Genomic DNA, 12,402 nt, shown 5'->3' with positions numbered 1-12,402 from the left:
CGTTGCGCAATGCACCAGGCTTGCGTTCGATGAGTGGGATGTAGTGCTGCCAGTCAAAACTGACCTGATCTCGATCAAAGAGGCGCTCGTGACTGGCGATCACCGTTTCGTCGGCAATGACCACGATCCGCGAAGGGTACAAACGGCTGCTGACCCACTGGCCGACTCTCTCACATGGCACTGAATAGCGATTTCGCGCCACGCTGATCAGACAGGTGCTGGAGACCCGCACGGTACGCTCGACGTAGCCATCAAATACCGTCGGCATTGGCATCATTTCGACCTGCTCCAGCTCCAAGACCTCGGCCACCGTCAGCCCGTTGTACTGCGGATGCACCAGTTCGCTCCAGAGCGACCGGCAACGTTGGCCGAGCCAGACATTCAGCTCCTCAAAGGTATGGAACATGCAATTTTGAGCATCGAGCCAGATTCGCCTCCGGCTGTCCTGCACGTTCTTTTCGACGATGCCTTTCTCCCAGCCAGAGGCCACGTTGCAGAAGTCCGGATCGAACAGATAGTGCGCGCACATCACGGAAAACCGGGCGTTGACCGTGCGGCCTTTACCTTTGTTGACCTTGTCGACAGCCGTTTTCATGTTGTCGTAGATGCCGCGACGTGGCACGCCACCCAACGCTCCAAACGAGCGCGTATGGGCATCAAATAGCATCTCGTGGCCTTGGCTGGGGTACGCAACCAACCAGAATGCGCGGCTGGCGCACAGCTTCATGTGGGAGACCTGGACACGTCGAAAAAGACCACCGATCAGCAGACCTTCTTCGCTCCAGTCAAATTGAAAGGCCTCACCGAGGGCAAAAGTCAGCGGTACAAAAGCGCGTACAGACTTGCCTTGCTCGCACCGCCAAGAGCGGACAAACGCCGTGAGCTGGCTGTAACCGCCGTCATAACCCTCGGCCTTGATCTGCTCAAAAAGTGCCTTGGCGCTCCTACGGTTGTGTTTTGGCCGGAACGAATCAGCCTTGAGCGCCTGCTCTAAGGTCTCGTGAAAAGGGTTGAGCTTATTGAAGGATGCGCACCGTTGGTACGCTGGTTGATTGGCTTCGGGCGCTCTGACCCATTTTCGGATGGTGTTTCTCGACAGCCCGGTACGCTTGGCTATCTGATGCAGCGAGAGCTTGTCGCGGAAGTACATCCGCCGGATTTTTCCCAACATTTCCATGCTGATCACCCTGTGTTCTCCTGCTCAAAAAGTGAGCAGAAGCAGTTGAACACCTGGGTCAGTTTTCAGTCGGCAGAACAGCCTCTACTGGGTCAGTTTTCGGTCAGCGGCAACATCCTGCCCCACTTACCGGCTCGACAAGACGTCCCCATCGGTACTTTCCTGCCGACTCGCCTGCCCCAACGCCGCCCACGCGAACGCTGAAGACGCGAGCAGGACCACCACGCCCAGAGCAAACGGACTCCACCAGCCCAGGCTGTCGAACAACGTGCCTCCAAACCCTGCACCGGCAGTGATCGCCATCTGAATGGTAGCGACCATCAGGCCGCCGCCCGCCTCGGCATCGTCCGGCAGGGTCTTGCTCAGCCACAGCCCCCATGCCACAGGCGCCGGCGTGGCAACCAGGCCCCATACCGCGAGCAGGATTCCCACTGCCCACATTGAACTGCCCATCTCGACCAGCAGTGCAGCGAGAACAGCCATCGTCAGTGGAATGGCGATGAGGTAGGCATACATGCGGGTTTGCAGCAGTGTGCCAATCAAGTAAGTGCCGACGACGCCGCTCGCCCCCAGCAATAGAAGCATGAACGACAGTGTCGTAACGCTCACGCCGGTGATGACTTCCAGAAACGGGCGCAGGTAAGTGAAGACCGCGAACTGCCCCATGAACAGCAGCATGATTGCCAGCATCCCGAGCGCAACCTGGGGATTACCCAGCAGGCGGAAAGGGTTGCTGGAACGAGTCGTCGCCTCACTGCGCATCGCGGGAATGCTCAGCCATTGCCAGATGAAGGCAAGCACGGCCAATGGCACCACGAGGAAAAACGAGCCCCTCCACCCGATGAATTGCCCCAGATAACTGCCCAATGGTGCAGCAACAGTGGCCGCCAGTGCGTTGCCGCCATTGATGAGGGCCAGGCCTTTTGCAACGGAGTCCTTGGGCACCAGTCGCATGACGGTCGCGGTCGACATGGACCAGAAACCGCCAATTGCGATACCCAGCAGAGCACGCCCGGTCATGAAGAGCATGCCGTTGTGAGCCCAGGTAACAATTGCGCCTGAAATCACCAGCAGCAGGCTGAAGCCCAGCAGTACTTTGCGGCGATCGAACCGACCGGTCAGCGGCGTATTCAAGAGGCTGGTAAGGACGGCAAAAAAGCCGGAAATAGAGATCGCCTGACCTGCCTGGCCCTGGCTGATCCCGAGATCCTGGGCAATCGGCGTAAGAAGGCTGACCGGCATGAATTCCGATGCAATCAGTACAACGACACAGAGCGCCATTGAAAATACGGCTCCCCATGCAGGAGGATGGCCGGAAGTCGTTTGTTGATCTGGACGGGTTTCCAGTGTGTTCATATGTCTCTACCTGTAAAGCTGATGCATGTCGAGCACGCCCCAAAATGTGGAGCCCAGCTTAAGGCAGGTGGATTAGAATGATTAGTCGACGTAATTTCCATGCAATCATGAGAAAAGCTCAACAATGAGCGCACCCAAAGTCAATGACTTACAGCTATTCCTTGCCGTAGCTCGCGACCAGAGCTTTACCAAGGCCGCTGCGAAACTCGGCGTCACTCCTTCTGCCCTGAGCCATACCATCAGGGCACTTGAGGAAAGACTGGGCATCCGTTTGCTGGCTCGCACCACTCGCAACGTGGCGCCGACTGAAGCCGGCGAAAAGCTGATGCAGTCCATAGGGCCGTTGTTTGATCAGATAGTCGCGGAGGTCGAAAGAGTCACCGAGCTGCGTGACAAGCCTGCCGGTACAATCCGGATAACCTGCTCCGATGATGCGGCCGAGAGCATTTTAAGGCCCATGCTTGCCGACTTTCTTGCGGCGTATCCGGATGTTCAGGTGGAGATCGGTATCGATTACGGCTTCACCAATATCGTGACCGACCGCTTCGATGCCGGTATCCGGCTGGGTGAATCCATCAGCAAAGACATGATTGCCGTGCGCCTGGGCCCTGACTGGCGACTTGCCGTGGTGGGCTCACCGCTCTACTTTAAAAAGCATGTTGCCCCTACCCAACCCCAGGACCTTACGCAACATAACTGCATCAATATTCGCCACTCGGCAAATGGCAGTTGCTATGCATGGGAATTTGAAAAAGGTCAGCGAAAACTCACTATCCGGGTCAGCGGCCAATTGACCGCCAACAGCATGATCCACGTGTTGAACGGCGCTCTGGATGGCCTCGGCCTGGCCTATGTTCCCGACTTCATGGCCAAGCCTTACCTGGCAAGCGGTCAGTTGAAAGAAGTGCTGGCTGACTGGAGCCCTTATTTTCAGGGCTTTCACCTGTATTACCCCAACCGCCGCCAGGCATCTTCGGCGTTTACAGCCTTTGTAGACGCGGTCAGGTATCAGGGTTGATTCAGTCGACGCGGTTCCACCAGGGCTCGAAGGACTGAGCCCTGCCGTCGACATGAACGGGCTGACCGATCATCGGTGTCCACAGGGCATAGCCGCGCCCTTCACTGGCTGCAGTCAGGCGCCGGAAAGGATCATTCCAGTCATGGGACGCGAGGGAGAAGCGTCCCACATGCCCGGGAGTCAATACGCGGGTGCCCAGATCGACAGCAGCTTGAGCAGCCTCTTCGGGGTTCATGTGCAGGTTCGCCCAGCGCGGGTCGTACTGGCCGCTGTCGAGGGACACCCAGTCGAACGGCCCGAAGCGCTTGCCAATCTCGGCAAAGTGGCGTCCATAGCCGGAGTCACCGCTGAAGAACAGCCGACGCTGCGGTGATTCCAGCACAAACCCTGCCCACAACGCCTGATTGCGGGTCAATGTGCGTCCGGAGTAATGCCTGGCAGGCGTGGCATGCAACCGCAGGTCCATGCCGACTTCATGACGCTCATACCAGTCCAGCTCGTGAATCCTGGCAGCGTCATAACCCCAGGACTCGAAATGTGCTCCGATTCCCAACCCGGTAACCACCTGTTTGACCAGCGGCTTGAGGGCAAGAACCGTCGGGTAATCGATGTGATCGTAATGGTCGTGGGTGATCAGGAGCACATCGATCCATGGCATGTCCTGCGCCGAATAGATAGTCGTGCCGTCAAACGCCGTCACGAATCCGGGCAACGGAGCAGCATGGTCGCTGAATACCGGGTCGATCAGGATGCGCTTGCCGTTCAGTTGCACATACCACGAGGAATGACCGAGCCAGATCACCAGATCATCCTGCGGATTCAGGGAGCGCAGATCTGTTTTCTGGGTGGGAATGCTCTGAGTTGGACGTGGCTTGCCCTTTTCCGCGAAAAAGTTGTCGATGCGAATCGACAACTGGGTAGCGCCATTGGTCAGGAAAGGCGTGTCCTCCTGATTCTGAAAAGCACCGTTCACGTAGTTCGGTGATGCCTGGATACGGGCAAGCCGCTCTCCCTGCGGCAACTGGCCGAAAACCGGCTGACGCATATAGAAGAAGACCGCTGCAACCAGCACGGCAACGATAGCCGTGAGCACAGCCAATGTTCGCAACAGGATTTTTCTCATCTTGGCTCTGGCCACATTCAAAAATTGCCCGCGATGTTAGGGGGAGAACGAGTATCCAACTAGACCCGCATTACTTGATACGGTTATGAATGAAGTTCAGCAATGACGCTCGACAGAAGGCTGTGCAACCTATGGTCAGAAGCACTCGCAAATGGCTATGCTGCGTCCATGAACACCTCGCCCCCGATCCGCAACCCATGCCCGCCCGGCGCTTGTAACTGCGAGCGTGAACGGCTGGACGCTCCCGATGCCGATCGGCGCATTCTACTTCTGACACGTGAGGAAGAAAAACGCCTGCTTGAGCGGCTGGAGCGTATCGAAAGCCTAAGTGACCTTGAGCGCTTGCAGGGCAAGATTCACGACCAGTTGGGTATCAGCGTAGAGATCGCACCGGGTTTCAATGAGGTGCGTACCATGCGTGGTATCAGCATCTCTGTCACCGAAAAGACCGGCCTGTGCCGCAAGACCCGCCAGTCGATTCCGGCGGCCATTCGCCGTGGCCTGGAAAATCGCCCGGAAATCGCCTGGGAACTGCTCAACGCCCATGACTTGTTGCGTGATGCCTGAGCTATGATGCCGGCTCATACCAATAAGGAAGAATCGTTGTGCCGCTCGAAATTCGCCCTGCCCGCCCCGACGACGCCAGCCAGATCCTTGCCTTCATCACTGAACTGGCCATCTATGAACGCGCCCGCCATGAAGTGATTGCCACTGTCGAAGACATTCATCGCTCGCTGTTCGCCGAGAATGCACCTGCCAAGGCCCTGATCTGCCTGTATGACGACAAGCCGGTCGGTTTTGCCGTCTATTTCTACAGTTACTCCACCTGGCTGGGCCGCAACGGTATCTACCTTGAAGACCTGTATGTCTCGCCGGAAAACCGCAGCATCGGTGCCGGACGTACCTTGTTGCGTCATATCGCCCGTGAAGCCGTCGCCAATGGGTGCGGACGCTTCGAGTGGAGCGTGCTGGACTGGAATGAACCGGCCATCAAGTTCTACAAGGCACTGGGTGCGGCACCTCAGGACGAGTGGGTGCGGTATCGCATGGAAGGCGACGCGCTGCTGAGTTTTGCCAAGGGTGACGAATAACCCCCGTCATCACGCTTGAAGCAGGCCCGACGCAATGTCGGGCTTTTCAATGGAATACAGGCTCATGCCCGAGCTATGGCGGCTTGTTGCAATCAATGCAGCGAATCGGCATCATTTGATAATAATTTTCATTAGCCTTCGTAACATGATCCCGACCTCCCCCGATGCCCGACGCTTGAGCGTGCGTAATCGTGTTCTGCAACAGTTGTTCGGCGACCATCATGGCTGGTTGCAGGAGCGATTGCGTGCACGTCTGGGTTGTCATCACGATGCGGCGGACATGGCGGCCGAAACCTTCGCCCAAGTGGTCGCCCTGCCCGAGCCTCAGGCCATTCGTGAACCACGGGCGCTGCTGACCACCATTGCCAAGCGGCTGGTCTTTGCCTCATGGCGACGCCGGGATCTGGAGCGGGCTTATCTGGAAGTGCTGGCCCAGCAGCCTCAGGGCTACGAACCGTCTGCCGAAGAACAGGTACAGGCGCTGGAAGCCTTGAGCACCCTCGATCAGATACTGGATGGCCTGTCGCCCATGGGCCGCAGCGCCTTTCTCTATAGCCAGCTAGACGGCATGACCTATGCCGAAATCGGCCGTACTCTGGGTATCTCTGCGCCACGGGTTCATCAATACGTCGTCAAGGCATTGGGGCTTTGCTACCTGGCACTGGAGCAACGATGAGCACTCAGCGACTGTCACCCTCTGTCGCCGAAGCCATCGAGTGGCTGGCCCTGCAACGCTCCGGCAGCATCAGCAACACCCAACGCCAGCGCTTTCAGCAATGGCTCCAGAGCAGTCAGGAAAACCGCGATGCCTGGGCTCAGCTTGAGCAGCGTGTCGGACAGGCATTCACCGGGCTTCCGCCATTGTCGCGTCAGGTCTTGAGCCAGTCCGGGCAAACCCGCCGTCAATGGCTGCGCGGCGCATTGGGGCTGACCGGTTTGGGCATCGGCGGCTGGTGGCTGCAACGCAACGGGCTGCTGCCATGGAGTCGCGGGGATCTTTACACCGGGCTGGCCGAACGTCGTCCCTTCTCTCTGGAAGATGGCAGCCAGATTTTGCTCAATGCCAAAAGCCGTGTGGATATGGCCTTCGATGAGCGGCAGCGCACCCTCATTCTGCATGAGGGTGCTCTCAGTATTCAGGTCGCCTTCGACCCGCAACGTCCCTTGGTCATTCGCACCCTCTTCGGGGAAGCCAGAGCATTGGGCACACGCTTCACAGTCAGCCTGCACGAACAGGGTACGCATGTCTGGGTGCAGGAATCCCGCGTGCAACTCACGACGCCCGACGGTGCGACTCAAACGCTTGGTCCGGGCCAGGGCGCTCGACTACATGCTGGGCGCACTCACCCTCTGGACCCACGCCTGTCGAGCGAAAACGCCTGGAAAGATGGCTTGCTGGAAGTTCATGACCAGTCACTGGCCGATGTCATCGAAGCCTTGCAGAGCTATCACCCCGGCCTGCTACGCATCGAGCCGGATGCCGCAGCGCTGCGGGTCACCGGCGTCTTCACGCTGGATGACAGTGGCCAAACCTTGCGTTCATTGCAGGAAGTGCTGCCGGTCAAAGTCGAAAAACGCTTCGGCTGGTGGACGCACATCAGCCTGCGCTGAAAATATTTTTCATACCCCCTTAATTTCCAGGCCGCTCGCGTCACATAGCTGGCATCGACTACCCAAACGGGAAATGCTGCCATGCACCGACCACTGCGCTTGACCCTGACACCGCTGGCATTTGCCCTGGCGTTCACCACCCTGGAGAGCGCGGCCGATGGCGCTGCCCAGCCCTCGACCGCCCGCCAGCAACTCATGGATCTGGACCTGCCAGCCGGCCCTCTGGATGCAACCCTGACCAGCATCGCTCGCCAGAGCGGGCGCAACATTGCGTTTAACGCAACGCTGACTCGCGGCCTGACAGCCGCGCCATTACGCGGTCGCTACAGCGTCGAGCAGGCGGTGAGCGAGGTGCTGCGAGGTTTGCCCCTGCAATTGAGCATCACCCCCAGCGGCACCTTGAGCATTGAGCGGCGCCCCGAGACTTCGGCCATGGAACTCTCGGATATCACGGTGAGTGCGGCCAGCCATGAACAAGACGCCTGGGGACCGGCTCACAGCTGGGTCGCACAACGCAGTGCAACCGTGAGCAAGACCGACACCTCCCTGCTGGAGATTCCCCAGTCGGTGTCGGTGATTACCCGTGAAGAAATGCAGTCGCGCAAACACGACAGCCTTGCCGACGCCCTCAACTACAACACCAGTGTGATCAGCCAGCCGAACGGCTACAGCCGCGTGGCCGACGACTACCGCATGCGCGGTTTCGATATCGGCCCACGCACAGGCGGCGTAATGCGCGACGGCATGAAAATGCAGAGCACCCAGTTTGAAGGGGGTCAGGAACCTTACGGGCTGGAACGTGTGGAAGTGCTCAAGGGCGCATCCTCCGTACTGTATGGCCAACTGGCGCCCGGCGGGCTGATCAACGCCATCAGCAAGCGTCCCACGCTCGACCCGTTGCATGAAATCAATCTGGAATACGGCAATCATGATCGACAGCAACTCTCCACCGATCACAGTGGCCGCATCGATGACGAAGGCCGTTTCAGCTATCGGCTGACTGCCCTGGTGCGCGACAGCGGCACCCAGTACGACGCCATCGACGATGACAAGCACTACATCGCCCCCGCGCTGACCTGGCAGATCAACGACGACAGCCGCCTGACCCTGCTCGCCAGTCATCAGCGCACACAGACCAGCCTGACGCCGCCCATGCGCTATGACATCACCACCTTTAGCTCAACGCCGGGCTACAAAGTGCCCTATGACCTGTTTGCGGGCGAGCCGGATTTCGACGATTACGATGGCACCTTGCAGACCTTCGGCTATCTGTTCGAGCAGCGCCTGAACGACAACCTGCAATTGCGTCACGCGGCCCGCTACTTCGAGTCCCGCACCGACTATGACTACATCACCCTGAACAACAGCCGGATCAGCGGCGCGAATCTGTCGAGCCTGTCGCGCACTTACAACTCACGCGAAGACATTGCCACCGGCTGGACCTCTGACACCAGCCTGCAACTGGATCTGGAAAACGGGCGCTGGAAACATACCCTGCTGGGCGGCCTGGACTACTACCGCAAGACCTACGACAGCCACCGCTTCAGCGGCAGCGCACCGGCGCTGGACCTTGCCAACCCGGTCTATGGCAACCTGCCTGCCGTGAACCGTAACATCGACAGTGGCTCCGACCTGCACAGCCATCAACTCGGCATTTACCTGCAGGAACAGCTGAAACTCGATGACCGCTGGCTTCTGATGATCGGCATGCGCCAGGACTGGGCTGACAACAGCACCCGCAACTACCGCAACGACTCGCGCAGCAGCACCGACGACAGCAAGGCCACTGGGCGCATCGGGCTGGTCTATCTGGCCGAAAACGGTCTGGCGCCTTATATCAGCTATAGCCAGTCCTTCCTGCCCTCTTCCGGCACCGATGCCAATGGCGATGCCTTCCTGCCCACCGAAGGCGAGCAATATGAAATCGGTATCCGCTACCAGCCTCCAGGTCGCGAGATGATGATCAGCGCGGCGGTCTATCAGTTGACCCAGAGCAACGTCATCACCTCCATTGCAGGCTCGGACTTCGACGAGCAGACCGGCAAGGAACGCAGCACCGGTTTTGAAGTGGAAGCCAAGGCTCAACTGACGCCACAACTGGCCATGAACGCCGCCTATGCCTATACCGACGCCCATATCATCGAGGACAACGATGAAGTGCTCGAAGGGTCGCGCATCGAAGGCACGCCTTATCACAATGCCTCGCTGTGGCTGGATTACCGTTTCGCCTCGGCGGGCCTGAAGGGCCTGTCAGTGGGCAGCGGCGTGCGCTATGTCGGCACCACCCACACCACGCCCAGCGTCACGGATCGCAAGATCCCGGCCTACGCCTTGTTCGATGCACGAATCAGCTATGACCTGGACGACAACTGGCAAGTCAGCGCCAAGGCACAGAACCTCACCAACGAGAAATACCTGTACTGCGCCAACTCATGCCGCTATGGCGATACCCGTAGTGTGGTGGGGGCGGTCAGTTATCGGTGGTAAGTCTTCGCGAAACCCCTAACGCTCGACCAACATCAGCCATTGACGCTTTCCAGCTTCAATGATTTGATGCGCGCCAGTTTCAGGTGTCCCATGCCGCCGTGCATGGGATTAAACGGGAAGCCGGTGCGTCACTCTCTGTGATCAGTCCGGCGCTGCCCCCGCAACGGTAAGCGAGCGAAGCATTCGAAATACCACTGTGCCAAGGCATGGGAAGGTGAATGTTTCATGACCCTCGCAAGCCCGGAGACCGGCCTGCAACCTTGTTTGGCAAACCCGCGGTGGGCGGGCGCAGGCCGGTCTTCGCGGGCTTTTTGCGCCTGCGATTCCCTATGCGTTGTTCCCTCCGGGATTCATTCATTCCTGATTGGCTGGAATCGCATGTCCCGTTCTTTTCTGCTTCAATCCCTGAGCCTGCTTCCCTGTCTGGCGCTTTCGTCCCATGCATTGGCCGCTGACTCACAAACCCTGGCACTGCCCTCGGTCGCAATCACTGGCAGCGCCGATACGCCAGTAACCGATCTGGCAACCCCGACACCCAGCGGTTCGCGCCTGAACCTTACGGCGCTGGAAACACCCGCCAGCACCAGTAGCCTCGACAGCCAGACCCTCGAAAGCCGCAATAACCTGACCGTTCAAGATGCAGTCAGCCGCTCGCCGGGCATCACCAGCATCGCAACGCCCGGTGATGGCAATACAGCGCTATCCGCTCGCGGCTTCACCGGGCATTCCTCGGTCATGACCCTGTTCGACGGCTCGCGCCTGTACACCGGCGCCGGCACTCAGACCTTCCCGGTCGATCCGTTCATGGTCGAGCGTATCGACGTGATCCGTGGCCCGGCTTCGGTGCTTTATGGCGAAGGCGCAACCGGAGCCGTTATCAACGTGGTACCGAAAAAGCCTTTCGAGGGCGAAATCCGCAATCGCCTGCGCCTGGGCTACGGCTCCAATGACCGCCAGCAACTGGGCCTCGACAGCGGCGGCTCGCTGAGCGATACCCTGAGCTATCGCCTTACCCTGAACCAGCAGGAAAGCAATGGCTGGGTCGATAACGGCAATTCCCGCAGCCTGGCCATGAGCGCAGCCCTGCGCTGGCAAGCCACCGACGACCTGAGCTTCACCCTCGCCCACGAACGTGGCGACAGCGAGCCGATGAACTACTTCGGCACACCGCTGATCGATGGCCGATACCGCGACAGCCTGCGCGACAAAAACTACAACCTGCGCAATGCCGTGCAACGCTACAACGATGAATGGACCCGCCTGAACACCGACTGGGCCATCAACGATAACGTCAGCGCCAGCAACCAGCTCTACTACATCAAGAGCCGCCGCCACTGGCGCAACGCCGAAGTCTATAGCTGGAGCAGCGCTCAGGGTCAGTTGTTGCGTGGCGACTACCTGGAGATCAAGCACGACCAGGAGCAGATCGGCGACCGCCAGAGTTTCACGTTCAACCATTCGCTGTTCGGCCTGGACAGCCGCACGGTGATTGGAGCCGAGTACAACAGAATCCGCTTCGACGTCAGCAACAACTCGCCTTACAACGATGTCGGCGGCGACTTCATCGATCCATGGAGCCCGGCATCCGGCGACTTCCAGAGCCAGTCGGCATTCCGGCCACTGGCCGAAAGCACCACGCGCACTTTTGCCGTGTTCGCCGAAAACCGCCTGCAACTGTCCGAGCGCTGGTCGCTGGTGACCGGCGTGCGCCGCGACCAGAACCACATCGACCGCTATGACCAGCGTGCCGACAGCCGTAGCGACCGGAGCCTCACCGGCGGCAACTGGCGCGCCGGGCTGGTGTTCGCTGTGACCAATCAACTGTCCCTGTATGGCCAGTACTCCACCAGTGAAGACGGCGTCAGCAACCTTATCAGCATGAACCCGACCCAGCAGCAGATGGACCTGACCGAAGCGAAACAGACCGAGTTCGGCCTCAAGCAGCAGTTCTGGGATGGACGTGGCGAATGGACCCTGGCGGCCTATCACATCGTCAAGAAAAAACTCCTGGCCATCGACCCGGTGACCCGCCTGACCCAACAGGTCGGCCAACAGTCATCTGACGGCCTGGAAGCTTCTCTGGAACTGGCCCTTGCCAATGACTGGCACGTGTCGGCCAACGCCTCGGTGGTACGTGCCGAGTACGATGATTTCGATGAGACGGTTTCTGGGCAGGTCGTGTCCCGCGCCGGCAATCGCCCCACCGACGTCCCGCGCCGCACCGCCAATCTGTGGCTGAACAAGGCGCTGAACGAAACGCTGGATGCCGGCATGGGCCTGCGCTATGTAGACGAGCGTTATGCCAACACCGCCAATACCACCTCAGTGCCAGGCTACACGGTGCTGGACGCCAATCTGGGCTGGCAGGTGCAGCGCGATGTGCGTCTGGGCCTGCAACTGAACAACCTGCTCGACCGCCGCTACGCCGCGTCGCAGTACAACAACGGGCAGCAGTGGCTGATGGGCGAACCTCGCTCCTTCTTCGTCACGGCTGATTACAGCTTCTGATCCAGTTGGCGGCAAGCATACAACCTGTCGC

10 protein-coding genes and 1 riboswitch are annotated in these 12,402 nt (G+C 59.2%); of the genes, 7 read left to right on the top strand and 3 right to left on the bottom strand.

Translation table 11 applies throughout. From position 1 onward, the window contains the following. Both istA and CKW23_RS02960 read right to left on the bottom strand, forming a co-directional pair. Positions 1–1,177 (bottom strand): IS21-like element ISPsy20 family transposase (istA, locus tag CKW23_RS02970; protein WP_143498880.1); only part of this gene is annotated, 1,177 nt, incomplete at its 3' end. Positions 1,178–1,303: 126 nt separating this feature from the next. Continuing rightward, positions 1,304–2,533, bottom strand: a complete 1,230-nt coding sequence (locus CKW23_RS02960) for an MFS transporter (protein ID WP_025260401.1) — start codon at positions 2,531–2,533, stop codon at positions 1,304–1,306. 124 nt (positions 2,534–2,657) lie between these two features. On the opposite strand from CKW23_RS02960, the gene CKW23_RS02955 reads away from it, so the two are divergent. Then, on the top strand, positions 2,658–3,551 hold the full coding sequence (locus CKW23_RS02955; RefSeq protein ID WP_025260402.1) for a LysR family transcriptional regulator: 894 nt from the start codon (positions 2,658–2,660) through the stop codon (positions 3,549–3,551). A gap of 1 nt (position 3,552) precedes the next feature. Here the strand turns inward: CKW23_RS02955 and CKW23_RS02950 are convergent, their stop codons facing one another. Then, on the bottom strand, positions 3,553–4,674 hold the full coding sequence (locus CKW23_RS02950) for an MBL fold metallo-hydrolase (protein ID WP_025260403.1): 1,122 nt from the start codon (positions 4,672–4,674) through the stop codon (positions 3,553–3,555). Between the two features lie 168 nt (positions 4,675–4,842). Between CKW23_RS02950 and CKW23_RS02945 the strand changes: the two genes are divergently transcribed. The 6 genes from CKW23_RS02945 to CKW23_RS02920 all read left to right on the top strand — a co-directional run bounded on the left by CKW23_RS02945 (position 4,843) and on the right by CKW23_RS02920 (position 12,371). Further along, complete coding sequence (locus CKW23_RS02945; protein WP_095067019.1) at positions 4,843–5,241, top strand: hypothetical protein; 399 nt, start codon at positions 4,843–4,845, stop codon at positions 5,239–5,241. A gap of 38 nt (positions 5,242–5,279) precedes the next feature. After that, positions 5,280–5,765, top strand: a complete 486-nt coding sequence (locus CKW23_RS02940; protein ID WP_095067002.1) for a GNAT family N-acetyltransferase — start codon at positions 5,280–5,282, stop codon at positions 5,763–5,765. A gap of 145 nt (positions 5,766–5,910) precedes the next feature. Further along, the gene (locus tag CKW23_RS02935; RefSeq protein WP_095067001.1) at positions 5,911–6,441 is read left to right on the top strand and encodes a sigma-70 family RNA polymerase sigma factor; all 531 of its coding nucleotides are present in this window, start codon (positions 5,911–5,913) and stop codon (positions 6,439–6,441) included. After that, complete coding sequence (locus CKW23_RS02930; RefSeq protein WP_095067000.1) at positions 6,438–7,376, top strand: FecR family protein; 939 nt, start codon at positions 6,438–6,440, stop codon at positions 7,374–7,376. Before CKW23_RS02935 ends, CKW23_RS02930 begins: the two co-directional genes overlap by 4 nt. 81 nt (positions 7,377–7,457) lie before the next feature. Continuing rightward, on the top strand, positions 7,458–9,863 hold the full coding sequence (locus CKW23_RS02925) for a TonB-dependent siderophore receptor (protein WP_095066999.1): 2,406 nt from the start codon (positions 7,458–7,460) through the stop codon (positions 9,861–9,863). A gap of 64 nt (positions 9,864–9,927) precedes the next feature. Further along, a riboswitch (cobalamin riboswitch) is annotated at positions 9,928–10,134 on the top strand. Positions 10,135–10,241: 107 nt separating this feature from the next. Next, the gene (locus CKW23_RS02920; RefSeq protein ID WP_095066998.1) at positions 10,242–12,371 is read left to right on the top strand and encodes a TonB-dependent siderophore receptor; all 2,130 of its coding nucleotides are present in this window, start codon (positions 10,242–10,244) and stop codon (positions 12,369–12,371) included. Positions 12,372–12,402 lie beyond the last annotated feature (31 nt).

The sequence above is a fragment of the Pseudomonas sp. Irchel 3A18 genome, from assembly GCF_900187465.1.
Classification (GTDB): Bacteria; Pseudomonadota; Gammaproteobacteria; order Pseudomonadales; family Pseudomonadaceae; genus Aquipseudomonas; species Aquipseudomonas cichorii.
Note: the sequence above shows the minus strand (reverse complement) of the source record. Positions and strands in the feature narration are given on the sequence as shown.

Coding starts and splice junctions, on each gene's coding strand:
- CKW23_RS02960 (WP_025260401.1), bottom strand. CDS start 2,533: ATGAACACACTGGAAACCCGTCCAGATCAACAAACGACTTCCGGCCAT.
- CKW23_RS02955 (WP_025260402.1), top strand. CDS start 2,658: ATGAGCGCACCCAAAGTCAATGACTTACAGCTATTCCTTGCCGTAGCT.
- CKW23_RS02950 (WP_025260403.1), bottom strand. CDS start 4,674: ATGAGAAAAATCCTGTTGCGAACATTGGCTGTGCTCACGGCTATCGTT.
- CKW23_RS02945 (WP_095067019.1), top strand. CDS start 4,843: ATGAACACCTCGCCCCCGATCCGCAACCCATGCCCGCCCGGCGCTTGT.
- CKW23_RS02935 (WP_095067001.1), top strand. CDS start 5,911: ATGATCCCGACCTCCCCCGATGCCCGACGCTTGAGCGTGCGTAATCGT.
- CKW23_RS02930 (WP_095067000.1), top strand. CDS start 6,438: ATGAGCACTCAGCGACTGTCACCCTCTGTCGCCGAAGCCATCGAGTGG.
- CKW23_RS02925 (WP_095066999.1), top strand. CDS start 7,458: ATGCACCGACCACTGCGCTTGACCCTGACACCGCTGGCATTTGCCCTG.
- CKW23_RS02920 (WP_095066998.1), top strand. CDS start 10,242: ATGTCCCGTTCTTTTCTGCTTCAATCCCTGAGCCTGCTTCCCTGTCTG.